This is a genomic window from Bordetella genomosp. 1, from assembly GCF_002261335.1.
Lineage (GTDB): Bacteria > Pseudomonadota > Gammaproteobacteria > Burkholderiales > Burkholderiaceae_B > Bordetella.
This window is the reverse complement of the sequence record NZ_NEVL01000001.1, coordinates 718606-733846: the sequence shown is the minus strand read 5'-3', so window position 1 is coordinate 733846 and position 15241 is coordinate 718606. Positions and strand designations below refer to the sequence as shown.

15 protein-coding genes are annotated in these 15241 nt (G+C 66.7%); 4 read left to right on the top strand and 11 right to left on the bottom strand.

Features of this window, described 5'->3' with window-relative positions; all coding sequences use genetic code 11:
- Positions 1-2: 2 nt before the first annotated feature.
- The 4 genes from nrdR to tyrS form a co-directional block, all read right to left on the bottom strand.
- Entirely contained in the window at positions 3-482 is a 480-nt protein-coding gene (gene nrdR / locus CEG14_RS03355) for a transcriptional regulator NrdR (protein ID WP_094824923.1), read from the bottom strand.
- 160 nt (positions 483-642) lie between these two features.
- Complete coding sequence (gene glyA / locus CEG14_RS03350) at positions 643-1890, bottom strand: serine hydroxymethyltransferase (RefSeq protein WP_094824922.1); 1248 nt, start codon at positions 1888-1890, stop codon at positions 643-645.
- 223 nt (positions 1891-2113) lie between these two features.
- Positions 2114-2770, bottom strand: a complete 657-nt coding sequence (locus CEG14_RS03345; protein WP_094824921.1) for a YbhB/YbcL family Raf kinase inhibitor-like protein — start codon at positions 2768-2770, stop codon at positions 2114-2116.
- A gap of 31 nt (positions 2771-2801) precedes the next feature.
- Positions 2802-4031, bottom strand: coding sequence for a tyrosine--tRNA ligase (tyrS, locus tag CEG14_RS03340; RefSeq protein WP_094824920.1), 1230 nt, complete (start codon positions 4029-4031; stop codon positions 2802-2804).
- Between the two features lie 310 nt (positions 4032-4341).
- Here tyrS and CEG14_RS03335 point away from each other — a divergent pair, with 310 nt between their 5' ends.
- Entirely contained in the window at positions 4342-5760 is a 1419-nt protein-coding gene (locus CEG14_RS03335) for a M23 family metallopeptidase (RefSeq protein ID WP_094824919.1), read from the top strand.
- An 8-nt stretch (positions 5761-5768) separates the two neighbouring features.
- Positions 5769-6908, top strand: coding sequence for an anhydro-N-acetylmuramic acid kinase (locus tag CEG14_RS03330; RefSeq protein ID WP_094824918.1), 1140 nt, complete (start codon positions 5769-5771; stop codon positions 6906-6908).
- 102 nt (positions 6909-7010) lie between these two features.
- Here CEG14_RS03330 and erpA read toward each other — a convergent pair whose 3' ends face one another.
- The 7 genes from erpA to pmbA all read right to left on the bottom strand — a co-directional run bounded on the left by erpA (position 7011) and on the right by pmbA (position 13895).
- A complete protein-coding gene (erpA, locus tag CEG14_RS03325) occupies positions 7011-7382 on the bottom strand; it encodes an iron-sulfur cluster insertion protein ErpA (protein WP_094824917.1) in 372 nt (123 codons plus the stop codon).
- Positions 7383-7470: 88 nt separating this feature from the next.
- The gene (locus CEG14_RS25620; RefSeq protein WP_143277162.1) at positions 7471-8490 is read right to left on the bottom strand and encodes a DUF6776 family protein; all 1020 of its coding nucleotides are present in this window, start codon (positions 8488-8490) and stop codon (positions 7471-7473) included.
- A gap of 53 nt (positions 8491-8543) precedes the next feature.
- A complete protein-coding gene (gene argC / locus CEG14_RS03315; RefSeq protein ID WP_094824916.1) occupies positions 8544-9611 on the bottom strand; it encodes an N-acetyl-gamma-glutamyl-phosphate reductase in 1068 nt (355 codons plus the stop codon).
- A gap of 287 nt (positions 9612-9898) precedes the next feature.
- On the bottom strand, positions 9899-10291 hold the full coding sequence (rpsI, locus tag CEG14_RS03310) for a 30S ribosomal protein S9 (RefSeq protein ID WP_094824915.1): 393 nt from the start codon (positions 10289-10291) through the stop codon (positions 9899-9901).
- A 9-nt stretch (positions 10292-10300) separates the two neighbouring features.
- Positions 10301-10729, bottom strand: coding sequence for a 50S ribosomal protein L13 (gene rplM, locus CEG14_RS03305; protein ID WP_094824914.1), 429 nt, complete (start codon positions 10727-10729; stop codon positions 10301-10303).
- A 500-nt stretch (positions 10730-11229) separates the two neighbouring features.
- Positions 11230-12330: a TRAP transporter substrate-binding protein gene (locus CEG14_RS03300; RefSeq protein WP_094824913.1), complete on the bottom strand. Its 1101-nt coding sequence runs from the start codon at positions 12328-12330 to the stop codon at positions 11230-11232.
- A 200-nt stretch (positions 12331-12530) separates the two neighbouring features.
- On the bottom strand, positions 12531-13895 hold the full coding sequence (pmbA, locus tag CEG14_RS03295) for a metalloprotease PmbA (protein ID WP_094824912.1): 1365 nt from the start codon (positions 13893-13895) through the stop codon (positions 12531-12533).
- Between the two features lie 59 nt (positions 13896-13954).
- Between pmbA and yjgA the strand changes: the two genes are divergently transcribed.
- Both yjgA and CEG14_RS03285 read left to right on the top strand, forming a co-directional pair.
- A complete protein-coding gene (yjgA, locus tag CEG14_RS03290) occupies positions 13955-14506 on the top strand; it encodes a ribosome biogenesis factor YjgA (RefSeq protein ID WP_094824911.1) in 552 nt (183 codons plus the stop codon).
- A gap of 31 nt (positions 14507-14537) precedes the next feature.
- Positions 14538-15215 carry an alpha/beta hydrolase gene (locus tag CEG14_RS03285; RefSeq protein ID WP_094824910.1) on the top strand — a complete coding sequence of 226 codons (678 nt, stop codon included), beginning with the start codon at positions 14538-14540 and terminating at the stop codon, positions 15213-15215.
- Positions 15216-15241: the final 26 nt, after the last annotated feature.

The window sequence follows — 15241 nt, the reverse complement described above, 5'->3', positions numbered from 1 at the left end:
GGCTATTCCTTGCGCAGCTTGTTCGGCGGCCGCGGCCCCTGCATCTCGCGGATGGCCTCGACGAATTCGCCGATGTCTTCGAAGCTTTTGTAGACCGACGCGAAGCGCACGTAGGCCACCTTGTCGAGCCGCTTGAGCTCGTTCATCACGAGCTCGCCGATCTTCTCGCTGGGGATCTCGCGCGCGCCGCTGGCGAGCAGCGTTTCCTCGATGCGCGTGACGGCACCGTCGAGCTGCTCGGTGCTGACCGGCCGCTTGCGCAGCGCCAGCGCCAGGCTGCTGCGCAGCTTGCGGGCGTCGTATTCGGTGCGGTTGCCGTCGCGCTTGACCACGGAAGGCATGGCCAGCTCGACGCGTTCGTAGGTGGTGAAGCGCTTGTCACAGGCCAGGCAGCGGCGCCGGCGCCGTATGGTGTCGCCTTCCTCGGAGACGCGGCTGTCGACCACTTGCGTGTCGGCATTGGCGCAGAATGGGCATCTCATCGGTTTTCCCCTGTACTTCTGTGATCCGGGCATTGTAAATAATGCCGCGCGCATCCCACGCATCCGCCGCGTCCGATGCCAAAAAAAGACAGGCCCGGGAGCCTGCTCCGGGGCCTGTCTCGCGGCGGAAGCGGCCGCTGGCGGCCGCCCCGACGGGTGCTTACTTGCTGTAGACGGGCAGACGCGAGGTCAGCTCGTTGACGCGGGCACGCACCGCGGCGATGTTGGCTTCGTCGCGCGGGTTGTCGAGCACGTCGGCGATCAGGTTGGCGGTGGCCTCGGCCTCGGCTTCCTTGAAACCGCGGGTGGTCATCGCCGGGGTGCCCAGGCGGATGCCGCTGGTCACGAAGGGCTTTTCCGGGTCGTTCGGGATGGCGTTCTTGTTGACCGTGATGTGGGCTTCGCCCAGCACCGCTTCGGCTTCCTTGCCGGTGATGCCCTTGGGACGCAGGTCGACCAGCATCACATGGCTTTCGGTCTTGCCCGACACGATGCGCAGGCCACGCTTGACCAGCGTGTCGGCCAGCACCTTGGCGTTTTTCACGACCTGGGCGGCGTAGTCCTTGAACTCGGGCGACAGCGCTTCCTTGAAGGCCACGGCCTTGCCGGCGATGACGTGCATCAGCGGACCGCCCTGGATGCCCGGGAAGATGGCCGAATTGACGGCCTTCTCGAACTCGGCCTTCATCATGATCACGCCACCGCGCGGGCCGCGCAGCGACTTGTGCGTGGTCGAGGTGACGAAGTCGGCGTGCGGCACCGGGTTCGGGTATTGGCCACCCGCGACCAGGCCGGCGTAGTGGGCGATGTCGACCATGAACAGCGCGCCGTTTTCACGGGCGATGCGACCCATGCGCTCGAAGTCGATGTGCAGGGCGTAGGCCGAGGCACCCGCCACGATCAGCTTGGGCTTGTGTTCCTTGGCCAGCTGCTCGACCTGGGCGTAGTTCAGGACTTCGTTTTCGTCCAGGCCGTAGGGCAGGAAGTTGTACAGCTTGCCCGAGGCGTTGACCGACGCGCCGTGCGTCAGGTGGCCGCCTTCGGCCAGGCTCATGCCCAGCACGGTGTCGCCCGGCTTCAGCACGGCCATGTACACGCCCTGGTTGGCCTGCGAGCCCGAGTTGGGCTGCACGTTGGCGGCTTCGGCGCCGAACAGTTCCTTCAGGCGATCGATCGCAAGCTGCTCGACCACGTCGACGTACTCGCAGCCGCCGTAGTAACGCTTGCCCGGATAACCTTCGGCGTACTTGTTGGTGAGCTGCGTGCCCTGGGCCTGCATCACGGCCGGGCTGGCGTAGTTTTCGGAAGCGATCAGCTCAATGTGCTGCTCTTGGCGGACATCTTCTTTCTGAATCGCGGCCCAGAGGTCGGGATCCACCTTGTCGAGGGTGAGCTTGCGGTCAAACATGGGGGGTTCCTGGATCGGTGAGGATTGCGGGGGTAAATCAATGAGCGCTAGTGTACCGCGCGCCGCCCGGGTATACCCGCGCTTATTTCCGCGCCTGCGGCCAAGATCGTCGTTTGTGCGACCAACGCGCCGTCATCTGCGCGTTTGGGGAAGATTTTTCATGACAGGCATGAGCCGCCCTCATGAAGGCCGGCGCGGCCGCGGGCCGCGCCGGCGCCCGCCCTCACGTGGCCGTGGTGGCGCCGATCTGGCGCGGCGCCAGGCCGGGGTTGAGCGTATAGGTGCCGGTGAGATGCGCCTGGGCCAGCACGTGGCCCTGGATCGCCTTGAGCGCGTCGGCGCCCGTGAAGGAGCCCTGCAGGTTGAGCGTCGGCACGTCGAGCGCATACAGCGTGAAGATGTAGCGGTGGACGATCTCGTCGTTCCAGGGCGGGCACGGGCCGTCGTAGCCGAAGTACTCGCCGCTCATGTCGCGGTCTTCCGCGAACCAGCCGGTGTAGTCGTTCAGGCCCTGACGCATGTCGTGCGGCGCCAGCGGGCCGCCCTTGCCGCGCGGCGAGATGCCGCTCGAGAACGCACCTTCGTCGATCTCGCGCAGGTCCGGCTTGATGTCGACCAGCACCCAGTGGAAGAAGTCCGTGCGCGGCAGCGAGGCGGGCACGGTGCGGCCCTCCTGGTTGACGTCGTCGGGCTTGGTGGGCACGTCGGGATCGTGGCAGATCAGGGCGAACGACTGCGTGCCGGCAGGCACCTCATCCCAGGAGAACTGCGGATTGAAGTTGTCCGCCAACGCGACGTGCGACTTTTCATCGATCTTGCCGAACGCATAGCGATCGGGGATCGACTCGTTATCGGAGAAAGACAAACTCGCAAGTTTCATGGCGACCTCCTGGAGAAATGCGAACGTGTTGCTACGCCCCCAAGTTAACACGCGCGAACTTGCGCTTGCCCACCTGGAGCACGTAGGTGCCCGCCGCCAATTGCAACGATTTGTCTTCGACCCGATCGCCGTTCACGCGCACGCCGCCCTGCTCGACATTGCGCTGGGCTTCCGAGCTCGAAGCCACCAGCCCGGCCTCGCGCAGCACGCGCAGAATGCCCATCGGCGCGCCGGCCACGTTCACCTCCGGCATGTCGTCCGGGATCGCGCCATCACGGAAGCGCGCCTCGAAGGCGGCCAGCGCCGCCTCGGCCGCGGCGGCCGAGTGGAAGCGGGTGATGATTTCCTGCGCCAGCGCCACCTTGGCGTCGCGCGGATTGCGGCCGCCGTCGATCTCGGCCTTGAGCGCGGCGATGTCCTCGAGCGAGCGGAACGACAGCAGCTCGAAGTAGCGCCACATCAGGGTGTCGGAGATCGACATCAGCTTGCCGAACATCGAATCCGGCGTGTCCGAGATGCCGATGTAATTGCCCTTGGACTTGGACATCTTCTCGACGCCGTCGGTGCCCACCAGCAGCGGCATGGTCAGGATGCACTGCGGCTCCTGGCCGTATTCCTTCTGCAGTTCGCGGCCGACCAGCAGGTTGAACTTCTGGTCGGTGCCGCCGAGCTCCAGGTCGGACTTCAGCGCGACCGAGTCGTAGCCCTGCATCAGCGGGTAGAGGAACTCGTGCACCGCGATCGGCACGCCGCCCTTGAAGCGCTTGGTGAAGTCGTCGCGCTCCATCATGCGCGCCACGGTGTAGCGCGAGGCCAGCTGGATCAGGCCGCGCGCGCCCAGCGGGTCGCACCACTCGGAGTTGTAGCGGATCTCGGTGCGCGAGGGATCGAGCACCAGGCTGGCCTGGGCGTAGTAGGTTTCGGCGTTCTGGGCGATCTGCTCGCGCGTGAGCGGCGGGCGGGTCGAGTTGCGGCCGCTGGGGTCGCCGATCATCGAGGTGAAGTCGCCGATCAGGAAGATCACCGTGTGACCGAGGTCCTGGAGCTGGCGCATCTTGTTGAGCACGACCGTGTGGCCCAGGTGGATGTCCGGTGCGGTGGGATCCAGTCCCAATTTGATGCGCAGCGGTACGCCCGTGGCGCGGCTGCGCGCGAGCTTGCGGGCGAACTCGGATTCCACCAGGAGTTCGTCGCATCCGCGGCGCACGATGCGCAAATCGGCTTCGATTTCGGGGGTGATGGGGGCTTCGGGGTGCGACATGGGCAGTCCGGCCGAGGGTAATCCACGGCGCAAAAAAGGTGTAAAAAGCGAGGAAATTGGTCGAAAATTCTAGCCGAATCGGCTAGGATACTGCCCTAATCATACGCAACTGTCATGTTCGTGGCCGTTGCTGTCCGGATCAGATGGGGCTCTGCCTCGGCAGCCATCTGTCACTTATTGCCGTTTGTACCAATCTTTGGACCAAGATACGCCGCGCGGCGTATTCCTGCCGCCGGCCCGCAGGCCGGCAGGGGGAGGCCGCGTTTAACCCGTAACTTGAACGCGACGCCACTTCAAGGTCTGAATCACGATGAATCGTGGCCCCAACAGCCTGGTGAGCAGCTTCCGACGTAAAGTTGCCGCCCTGTTCGCCCCCCAAGCCGAACCCTCCTCCCGTGGTGGCGCCATGTTCCGGCGCACCCTTGTCGTTTCCGCTCTCGGTCTTTTCGTCGGCGCCGCCGCGCTGGGCATGGTGCAACAGCCCAACCACGCCGACCTGCCGCCGATGCGACTGATCAACAGCGAACTGCCGCTCGAGTCGAGCCAGGTCCAGGTCAGCACCACGCCGGCCACCGACGCCCCCTACATCAGCGAAACCCGCATCCGCGCCGGCGACACGCTCGCCGCCGTGCTGCAGCGTCTCGAGATCGACGAGTCGGGCCTGCAGTCCTTCCTCACGCACGAGCCCAGCGCGCGCAGCATCTACAAGCTGTACCCGGGCCGCGCCGTGCAGGCCGCCACCGACGCCGAAGGCAAGCTGGTGTGGCTGCGCTACATCCACACGCCGGGCAACGAATCGAACGGCCAGGTCTACACCAAGATGCTGCAGGTCGAGCCCACCGCCAGCGGTTTCAAGGCGCAGGAGCTCACCGAAAACACCGAGCTGCAGACCCGCGTCGCCGTGGGCACGATCCGCTCGTCGCTGTTCGGCGCCACCGACGCGGCCGGCATCCCCGACTCGATCACGCTGCAGATGGCCGACATCCTCAGCGCCAAGATCGACTTCCTGCGCGACCTGCGCCAGGGCGACCAGTTCCGCGTGGTCTACGAAACGCGTTCGCACGATGGCCGCTACGCCGGCGCCGGCCGCCTGCTGGCCGTCGAGTTCATCAACGGCGGCAAGACCTACAACGCGGTCTGGTTCAGCGCCGACAACAAGTCGGGCTCCTACTACGACTTCGACGGCACCAGCCTGCGCGGCGCCTTCCTGCGCACCGCCCTGAAGTTCACCCGCATCAGCTCCACGTTCGGCATGCGCATGCATCCGATCCACAAGACCTGGACCGGCCACAAGGGCGTCGACTACGCCGCCCCCACCGGCACGCCGATCCACAGCACGGCCGACGGCACCGTCGATTTCGCCGGCTGGCAGAACGGCTACGGCAACGTCGTGATCGTCAAGCATCACGGCAAGTACTCCACGCTGTACGCGCACCAGAGCCGGATCGCGCCGGGCCTGAAGAAGGGCGACAAGATCGCCCAGGGCGACCTGGTCGGCTACGTCGGCTCGACCGGCTGGGCCACCGGCCCTCACCTGCACTACGAATTCCGCGTCGACAACCAGCCGATCGATCCGCTCTCGGTCGACCTGCCGGTGGCGCGCACGCTCGAGCCCGCCGAGGCCCGGGCCTTCGCCCAGGCGGTGGCGCCCTACAAGCAGCAGATCGAACTGCTCACGCAGTTCCAGACCACGCTGCCCGAGGCCACCACCAGCGTCGCCAGCCGCTGATCCCATCCATGAGTCGCGCCTCGAACGGCCCGCGCAGCAAGCTGCCGGGCCGTTGTTTCATCGGCCTGATGTCGGGCACCAGCATGGACGGCGTGGACGGCGTGCTGATGCGCTTCGCACCGCACGCCGCGCCGCAGATGCTGGCGAGCGTGAGCGCCCCGCTGCCCGAAGCCCTGCGCGCCACCCTGATGGCGCTCAACACCAGTGGCCCCGACGAACTCGCGCAGGCCCGCCTCGCCGCCAACGAACTCGCCCACGTCTACGCCGCCGTCTGCCGCGACCTGCTGCTCGTGGCCGGCCTGCATCCGGCCGACGTGGTGGCGGTGGGCGCACACGGCCAGACCGTGCGGCACCGCCCCGACCTCGGCTACACCATCCAGCTCAATGCGCCGGCCCTGCTGGCCGAGCTTTGCGGCATGGACGTGGTGGCCGACTTCCGCAGCCGCGACGTGGCGGCCGGCGGCCAGGGCGCGCCGCTGGTGCCGCCCTTTCACGCCGCCATGTTCGGCCGCGACTTCCCGCGCGCCGTGCTCAACCTGGGCGGGATCGCCAACGTCACGCTGCTCGAGCCGGGCCGCGCACCGCGCGGCTTCGACACCGGGCCCGCCAACGTGCTGCTCGACGCCTGGTGCCTGGCCCACACCGGCCAGCCCTTCGATGCCGACGGCCGCTGGGCCGCGCTGGGCCGCGCCTCGGAAGCGCTGCTCGCGCACTTCGTCGACAGCGAGCCGTGGTTTGCGCTGCCGGCGCCCAAGTCCACCGGCCGCGACCTCTTCGGCATGCGCTGGATCGAAAAACGCCTGGCCAGCTTTCACGGCCCGGCCCTGCGGCCCGAAGACGTGCAGGCCACGCTGCAGCGCCTCACGGCCCGCACGGTGGCAGACGCGATCGCGGTGCAGGGCGTGCGGGTGCAGGACCTGCTCGTCTGTGGCGGCGGCGCGCGCAACAGCGGCCTGATGCAGGATCTCGCATCGGTGCTGCGCGTGCCGGTCGAGCCCACCGATCTGGCCGGCGTACCCGCGCAGTGGGTCGAGGCCATGGCCTTCGCCTGGCTGGCGCAGATGCACGTCGACCGCCTGCCCGCCGCCGTGCCCGAAGTGACCGGCGCGCGCGCCGCGCGGGTGCTGGGCGCGCTCTACCCGCGCTGATTCTTCAGCGCCCCCGACAAGCAAAGCGCTGCAAAAGCAAAAAGCCTCCCGAGGGAGGCTTTTTGTTGCGCGCGCAACGAATGCGCGCGCACCGCGCAAGGATCAGACCGAGAAGGACGAACCGCAGCCGCAGGTGGTGGAGGCGTTCGGATTGCGGATCACGAACTGCGCGCCTTCGATGTCTTCCTTGTAGTCGATCTCGGCGCCGACCAGGTATTGGAAGCTCATCGGGTCGACCAGCAGCTGTACGCCTTCCTTGTCGAGCACGGTGTCGTCTTCGTTGACGACTTCATCGAACGTGAAGCCGTACTGGAAGCCCGAACAGCCGCCGCCCTGCACGAACACGCGCAGTTTCAGGTCGGGGTTGCCTTCTTCGAGCAGCAGGTCCTTGACCTTGGCGGCGGCCGAGTCGGTGAAGACGAGGGGGGTCGGCGGCGCTTCCTGCAGGTCGACGGTTTCGGTGACAGCGTTCATGATTACACTCCTGGCCGCAACGGGGCCATGTACGGTGGGCGGGAAAACCCGCTCAGATAGTTCACTATAGCGCAGGCGTCAACCGGATTCAAAATTCCAGCTTGACGGTGCGCGTGGCACGCACGGTGCCGTTTTCCAGCACGCTGACGGTAATGGCTTCGGGGACAAATCCGGGCGGCACCGCCAACACGCCCTGACTGCGTTGATACTGGTCGAAATGCAGGTCGAACGGCCCGCCGTCGCTGACCTTGGCCACGGCCGCCGCCGCTTCGGGGGACAGACCATTGCCGGTCAGCGCGGGCACCGAGGCGGCCGGCGCGGCGCCGGTGGCCGCCGAGGCGAGCGGCGCGGCCGCGTTCGACGCCGCGGCGGCGGTGGCCGCCGCACTTGCCGCGGAATTTGCCGGCGCACTGGCCGCCGCACTCGCTGCCGCACTCGCCGCCGCACTCGCCTGCTCTTTGGCCTGGCCGTTGGCGCCGGCAGCGGGCGCCTCGGGCTTGGCCGCCGCGCTGGCGGCGCCGTTCACCGGCACCGAGGGCACCGTGGTGTTTTCGCTGGCGGCGACCTGCAGCGAGGTGAGCGGCACGCTCACGGTCTCGCCATTGAGCAGGCCGGCGGCCTCGAAGCGCAGCTCGCCGAGAAACGGTGTCTCGCTGCGGCCGCTGCGCATCATCAGGATCTTGTAGCGCACGCCCGCGCCTTCGCGCACGAACTCGGCGCCGCGGATGTCCAGCGATCCGGCCGGACCGGGCGGCAGGAGTTGTTCGTAGAAGGCGAGCTGGTCGCGACCACGGCCGACGTCTGCCTGCGCCTCGCGCAATTGCGCCTCGAGCTCCAGGCGCGCCGCGCGTTCGACGGCGATCTCGCCGTCGGCGGTGTCGAGCTGCGCCCGCAGGAAACGGATTTCGGTCTCGCGCTGCGCCAGGGCCTGGTCACGCGCCGCGAGCTGCGTCTGCGTGAGCAGGACGGACCCCTCGGGCACGACATGAGACTGGGCCCTGAAATAGCCCGCCGCCGCGCCGGCCGCGATGCCGGCCGCCAGCACCAGGGCCCACGGCAGCCAGCGCCAGGACCGGCGGGATGCGCTGCCTGCGACGGGTTCAGTCATGGCGGCGCAGCGGACGGCGGGCCGCCTGCATCAGGCAGGCCCGCGATTGCAGCTCAGGGAAGAATCGCAACCTGATCCAACCCCACCGACTCGGACAAGCCGAACATCAGGTTCATGTTTTGCACCGCCTGGCCGGCCGCGCCCTTGACCAGGTTGTCCTGGACCACGAGCACGATCAGCTGGTCGCCGTTGCCCGGACGCTGCACGGCGATGCGCAGGTTGTTGGAGGCACGCACCGAACGGGTTTCGGGCTGGCTGCCGGCCGGCATCACGTCGACGAAGTGCTCGTCGGCATAGCGGGCCTCGAACAGGGCCTGGAAGTCCGTGTCGCGCGCCTCGGGCAGGATGCGCGCGTAGATCGTGGAGAACATGCCGCGGATCATGGGCACCAGGTGCGGCACGAAGGTCAGGCCGACCTTGCCGCCATGCAGCTTCTCGAGCTGCTCGACGATCTCGGGGTGGTGGCGATGGCCGGCCACGCCGTAGGCCTTGAAGTTGTCGCTGGCTTCGGAGAACAGCGAGCCCACCTCGGCCTTGCGGCCGGCGCCCGACACGCCCGACTTGCAGTCGGCGATCAGGGTCTGGGTATCGACCAGCTTCTTGCCGCCCTCGAGCAGCGGGGCCAGGCCCAGCAGCACGGTGGTGGGGTAGCAGCCGGGATTGCCGATCACCTTGGCGCGCGAGATCGCCTCGCGGTTGAGCTCGACCAGGCCGTAGGCCGACTGCTGCGCCAGGATGTCGGGGCAGCTGTGCGGCATCTTGTACCAGCGTTCGAACACGGCCGTGTCCTGCAGGCGGAAGTCGGCGGCGAGGTCGATCACGCGCGTACCGGCGGCGGTGAGCTCCTGGGCCTGGGCCATGGCCACGCCGTGCGGGGTGGCGAAGAACACGACGTCACAGTCGGTGAGGGAGGCTTTCTCGGGGGCCGAGAAGGCCAGCTTCACGCGGCCGCGCAGGTTCGGATACATGTCGGCCACCGGCAGCCCGTCTTCCTTGCGGGACGTGATGGCGGTCAATTCCACATTGGGGTGTTGCGACAGCAGGCGCAGCAGCTCGACGCCGGTATAACCGGTGCCGCCGACGATGCCGACCTTGATGCGGGAGTTCGAAGCTTGGGCCATGGTGAGGTTCCGTAAAACGTAGAACGATTGTATCGCTCAGGAAACGGACGCAGGGCGGAGATCTGACCGCTGGCTGGTTCTGGTCCGTATCCGACCGGGCGCGCGCCGCGGGGTTCCCCGCGGTTTCAAGATTCAGGCGGGACAGAGCGTTGCGCCGGGACCGTGCCCTCGCCTCGCCCTGCCGCGCCGTCCTGCCAGGCCCTGCGCCGCCAGCGCGGCGCGCATCGTCCACGATGCCGGGAGGGCCATAAACAAAAAGGCCGCTTTCGCGGCCTTTTTGAGGGACATTAGCGCTTGCTGAACTGCTTGCGCCGACGTGCCTTGCGGAAGCCGACCTTCTTGCGTTCGACTTCGCGCGCATCGCGGGTCACGAAACCGGCTTGCGACAGCGAGGGCTTGAGCGTCGCGTCGTAGTCGATCAGTGCACGGGTGATGCCGTGACGAACCGCGCCAGCCTGGCCGGTTTCGCCGCCGCCGTGAACGTTGACTTTGATGTCGAACGCTTCGGTCAGGCCGGTCAGTTCCAGCGGTTGACGCACGACCATGCGGCCGGTTTCACGAGCGAAGAATTCGTCGACGGGCTTGCCGTTGACGATGATCTTGCCAGTGCCCTTCTTGATGAAAACACGAGCCACCGAGGTCTTGCGACGGCCGGTTCCGTAGTTCCAGTTACCGATCATGGCGTTTCCTTAGAAATCCAGCTGCTTCGGCTGCTGGGCGGTGTGCGGATGCTCGGCACCGGCGTACACCTTGAGTTTCTTGATCATGGCGTAGCCCAGCGGACCCTTGGGCAGCATGCCCTTGACGGCCTTCTGGATCGCACGACCGGGAAAACGCTCCTGCATTTTCTCGAAGTTCGTTTCGCGAATACCGCCGGGGTACGTGGTGTGGCGGAAGTACTTCTTGTCCTTCGCCTTGGTACCGGTAACGACGATATCGGCAGCGTTGATGATGACGATGTAATCGCCAGTGTCAACGTGCGGCGTGAATTCGGGTTTGTGCTTGCCACGCAGACGGTGTGCGACTTCGCTGGCCACACGACCGAGGACTTTGCCCTTGGCGTCGATCACAAACCAGTCACGCTTGACTTCATGCGGCTTGGCCACAAAGGTCTTCATGATGGTTCCTAGATAAAGAATTCTCCCGGCAACCATTTGCCTGGGAATCTTCCCCCAATCCAGCAAAACCGAGGTGGCAGCGTTGCCACGCTCCGCGGATCCTTGCAGACCCTGCTGCCGAGATACCTGCTGGTACTTTTGCCCCCGCCTAAGCGTTATTACCCGCCCGTGCAAGAAGTCAAACTAAGGGAAGCCGGCAATCATAGCATGTTTGCTCAAAAACTGTGCAAGCCGGTCGGCGGACCTACCCCGTGCGGCGCGGTCGGCCGTGGCGGATCCACGACGAAAAAAAGGAGTCAGACTGCATTTTTCGGTGGATGGGAAAAGGTGTCGGACTACATTTTTCTGGGATGGAAAAAGGTGTCAGACTGCATTTTCCTGGCCCAGCCGTTCGCCCATGGGCACGCCAGCCTAAGGAAAATGCAGTCTGACACCTTTTTCTTGCGCGGCACCGGGGCCCTGGCGGGATGCGCCAGGGCTCGGGCCGGGACAGAGGAGGCTTACTTGCGGCGGGCGGCGAGGGCGACGCCGAGGTATTGGTCGTAGGCGCCTTCGGCCAGGCGGAACCACGGCAACAGATCGTCGCGGAAGCCCATGTAGTTGTCGAAGATCGCCTTGAACTTCGGGTCTTTGGCGCAGAACTCGGCGTAGACCGTGTTGGCGGCCTCGAACGAGGCGTCCATCACCGAACGCGGGAACGCGCGCAGCTCGGCGCCGCCCGCGATCAGGCGGCGCAGGGCGCCGGCGTTCAGGGCGTCGTAGCGTGAGGTCATGGCGACGTGGGCCACGCGGCTGGCGGCTTCGACGATGGCCTGGTAGTTCTTCGGCAGCTTGCCCCAGGCGTCTTCGTTCATGTAGAGCGAAACCTGCGGACCGCCTTCCCACCAGCCCGGGTAGTAATAGAACTTGGCGACCTTGTTGAAGCCGAGCTTCTCGTCGTCGTACGGGCCGACGAACTCGACCGCGTCCAGCGTGCCCTTCTCGAGCGAGGGATAGATGTCGCCGCCGGCGATCTGCTGCGGCACCACGCCCATGCGCGAGAGCACTTCACCGGCGAAGCCGGCGGTGCGCATCTTCAGGCCCTTCAGGTCCTCGGGGGTCTTGATTTCCTTGCGATACCAGCCGCCCATCTGCACGCCGGTATTACCCATCGGCAGGTTGACGATCTTGTGCGGCTTGAACATTTCGCGCGTCAGCTTCATGCCGTCGCCGTCGAACATCCAGGCGTTCATCTGGCGGGCGTTCAGGCCGAAGGGCACGGCCGAGTCGAAGCACAGCGCCGGATCCTTGCCGTAGTAGTAGTACGAAACGGTGTGGCCGCACTCGATGGTGTTGTTCGACACGGCGTCGAACACTTGCAGCGCCGGGACGATTTCGCCGCCCGGGAACTGGCGGATGTTGAACTTGCCGCCCGTCGCTTCGGAGACGTACTTGCAGAAAATGTCGCCGGTGCCGTAGAGGGTGTCCAGGCTGCGCGAAAAGCTCGAGGCCAGGCGCCAGTTGATGGCGGGCATTTCCTGGGCGAAAACGGGCGCGGCGACGGCCGCGCTGCCGGCAACGGCACCGAGACCGGCTTTCTTCAAGAACGAACGACGTTGCATTTGACGGCTCCTCCTGTGGAACAAACTATGCGTCAGATTGGGAATTGAAACGTTTGATTTCCCGGGGATATTACACGCTGCGCGCGCACGAACCGCCCGGCGAGCCGCGCCAGGCCGTGTTGCGCTGCGGGAAATCGAGGCGCCATGCGGCCCGCCGGGCCGCATGGCAAGTGAAGCGAACGCTGCTGTGCAGCGCGGCGTCAGGCGCCCGCGACCGCCATCTGCTCGATCAGGATCGAGCCGGTGGTCTTGGTACCGCGCGAGATGGTGTCGGCGCCCACGGCGACGATCTGGCGGAACATGTCGGCCAGGTTGCCCGCGATGGTGATCTCCTCGACCGCGTGCTGGATCTTGCCGTTTTCGACCCAGTAGCCGAACGCGCCGCGCGAGTAGCCGCCGGTGACGTAGTTCACGCCCTGGCCGATCAGCTCGGTGACCAGCAGGCCGGTGCCCATCTTCTTGAGCATGGCCTCGAAGTTGTCGCCGCGGCGGGTCTTGCGCGACACCAGGCTGAGGTTGTGCGAGCCGCCGGCGTTGCCGGTGGTGACCATGCCGAGCTTGCGCGCGGTGTAGGTCGACAGGAAATAGCCCTCGAGCGTGCCGCCGCTGACCACGCGGCGCGCCTGGGTGCGCACGCCTTCGTCGTCGAACGGCGAACTGCCCATCGCGCCGACCACGTGCGGATCCTCGAGCACGTCGATGTGGTCGGGGAAGATCGGCTTGCCCAGCGAATCGACCAGGAAGCTGGCCTTGCGGTAGAGCGCGCCGCCGCTGGTGGCCTGGGTGAACGCGCCCAGCAGGCCGAGCGCCAGCGGCGCCTCGAATAGCACCGGCACCTTGCCGGTCGGGATGCGGCGCGCCGACATGCGCGCCAGCGTGCGTTCGGCGGCATAGCGGCCCACGTCTTCGGGCGAGGCCAGCTTGGCCGGATCGCGCTCGGAGGTGTACCAGTAATCGCGCTGCATCTGGCTGCCACGGCCGGCGATCGGCGCGACCGACAGGCTGTGGCGCGAGTACGCGTAGCCGCCCATGAAGCCGCGCGTGTTGCCCATCACGAACTGGCCTTCGTAGGTGCCCACGGTGGCGCCATCGGTGTTGGTGATGCGCGGGTCGACCGCGCGGGCGGCGCGCTCGGAGCGCAGCGCCAGCTCGGCCGCCTCGGCGGTGCTGACCGCCCAGGGGTGGTGCAACTTCAGGTCGGGGAAGTCGGTGGCCAGCATGTCGGCATCGGGCAACCCCGCGGCGCCGTCGGCCGCGGTGTGGCGGGCGATGTGCCAGGCCGCTTCGACCGTCTGGCGGATGGCGTCGTCGGAAAAGTCGGAGGTCGAGGCCGAACCGCGGCTCTGGCCGGCGTAGACCGTGATGTCGAGCGAACGGTCGCGCGTCTGTTCGACGGTCTCGATGTCGTTCTTGCGCACCGAGACGGACAGCCCCAGGCTTTCGGACACCTCGGCGGCCGCGTCGCTCGCGCCGACCTTGCGCGCATGCGCCAGCGCGCTCTCGACCAGTTCGGAAAACCGCGCGTGATTCGCGGCGATGGGCAGGGAAGAAGAGGAAGTGACCATTGCTGTCCAATTTACAGAGACGGTTATCATAGCCAAACCTGTCTTTTTTCAGTGTTCCAATGAGTTTTCCGCACCAGGATGCCGGCGACGACGCCGAATTCGACGATTACGACTATGACCGGCCCAGCAAATCCCAGGTCAAACGGGAGCTGCACGCCCTGGTCGACCTGGGCAAACAGCTGATCGAGCTGTCGCCCGAACGCCTGCGCCAGCTGCCGATCGAGGAGCGTCTCTACGAGGCGATCCGCGAGGCCCAGCGCACCACCGGCCGCGAGGGCCTGCGCCGCCAGGTGCACTTCGTGGGCAAGCTGATGCGTAACGCGCCGGCCGACGAGATCCGCCATCAACTCGATGTGTGGGAAAACGGCTCGCGCGAAGAAACCGCCGCGATGCACCGGCTCGAGACGCTGCGCGAACGCCTGCTGGCCGACGACGACGCCCTCACCACCCTGCTGCAGACGCACCCGGGCGCCGACGTGCAGCAGCTGCGCGCGGTGATCCGCGCCGCGCGCAAGGAAGCGCAGCAGAACGCCAACCTGAACCCGGGCCAGGAACCGCAGCGCAAGCATTACCGCGCGCTGTTCCAGGCGCTCAAGGCCCTGCTCGCCTGACCCCTCCCCCGCCAGTAACCGCTTGAGTCCCATGACCGCCACCGCTGATCTGCTCGACTGCATCGAACTCGAAACCGGCCCCAATCCGACCCACGCCGTCATCTGGCTGCATGGGCTGGGCGCCGACGCCAACGACTTCGTGCCGGTCGTGCCGGAACTGCGTCTGGGCGCCACGCCGCCGGTGCGTTTCGTGTTCCCGAACGCGCCGGTGCAGCCGGTCACGATCAACGGCGGCATGGCGATGCGCTCCTGGTACGACATCCTGGTGCTCGATCTGGTGCGCCAGGAGGATGCCAACGGCATCCGTGCCTCCGAGGCCGCGGTGCAGGCGCTGATCGCGCGCGAAAACGCGCGCGGCATCCCGACCTCGCGCATCTTCCTGGCGGGCTTCTCGCAGGGCTGCGCCATGACGCTGCACACCGGGCTGCGCCTGCAGGAGAAGCTGGCGGGCATGATCGCGCTGTCCGGCTATCTGCCGCTGCTCGACCTGGCCGAGGCCGAGCGCCACGACGCCAATCGCGACACGCCGATCTTCATGGCGCACGGCACCTACGATCCGGTGGTCAACATCGCGCGCGCCGAGGCGTCGCGGGCCCGCCTCACCGCGCTGGGTTACGACGTGAGCTGGCACACCTATCCGATGCCCCACTCGGTGTGCATCGAAGAGATCAACGACATCGGCAGCTTCCTGCGCGAGCACCTGCGCTGACCCGGCAAGCCCTGCGCTCCGGGGCA

Bases quoted from the DNA above. Each gene is read 5' to 3' on its own strand.
- tyrS (WP_094824920.1), bottom strand. From the start codon at position 4,031: ATGTCGCACCCCGAAGCCCCCATCACCCCCGAAATCGAAGCCGATTTG.
- pmbA (WP_094824912.1), bottom strand. From the start codon at position 13,895: ATGGTCACTTCCTCTTCTTCCCTGCCCATCGCCGCGAATCACGCGCGG.
- argC (WP_094824916.1), bottom strand. From the start codon at position 9,611: ATGGCCCAAGCTTCGAACTCCCGCATCAAGGTCGGCATCGTCGGCGGC.
- CEG14_RS25620 (WP_143277162.1), bottom strand. From the start codon at position 8,490: ATGACTGAACCCGTCGCAGGCAGCGCATCCCGCCGGTCCTGGCGCTGG.
- erpA (WP_094824917.1), bottom strand. From the start codon at position 7,382: ATGAACGCTGTCACCGAAACCGTCGACCTGCAGGAAGCGCCGCCGACC.
- yjgA (WP_094824911.1), top strand. From the start codon at position 13,955: ATGAGTTTTCCGCACCAGGATGCCGGCGACGACGCCGAATTCGACGAT.
- CEG14_RS03335 (WP_094824919.1), top strand. From the start codon at position 4,342: ATGAATCGTGGCCCCAACAGCCTGGTGAGCAGCTTCCGACGTAAAGTT.
- CEG14_RS03285 (WP_094824910.1), top strand. From the start codon at position 14,538: ATGACCGCCACCGCTGATCTGCTCGACTGCATCGAACTCGAAACCGGC.
- glyA (WP_094824922.1), bottom strand. From the start codon at position 1,890: ATGTTTGACCGCAAGCTCACCCTCGACAAGGTGGATCCCGACCTCTGG.
- CEG14_RS03300 (WP_094824913.1), bottom strand. From the start codon at position 12,330: ATGCAACGTCGTTCGTTCTTGAAGAAAGCCGGTCTCGGTGCCGTTGCC.
- rplM (WP_094824914.1), bottom strand. From the start codon at position 10,729: ATGAAGACCTTTGTGGCCAAGCCGCATGAAGTCAAGCGTGACTGGTTT.
- rpsI (WP_094824915.1), bottom strand. From the start codon at position 10,291: ATGATCGGTAACTGGAACTACGGAACCGGCCGTCGCAAGACCTCGGTG.
- CEG14_RS03345 (WP_094824921.1), bottom strand. From the start codon at position 2,770: ATGAAACTTGCGAGTTTGTCTTTCTCCGATAACGAGTCGATCCCCGAT.
- nrdR (WP_094824923.1), bottom strand. From the start codon at position 482: ATGAGATGCCCATTCTGCGCCAATGCCGACACGCAAGTGGTCGACAGC.
- CEG14_RS03330 (WP_094824918.1), top strand. From the start codon at position 5,769: ATGAGTCGCGCCTCGAACGGCCCGCGCAGCAAGCTGCCGGGCCGTTGT.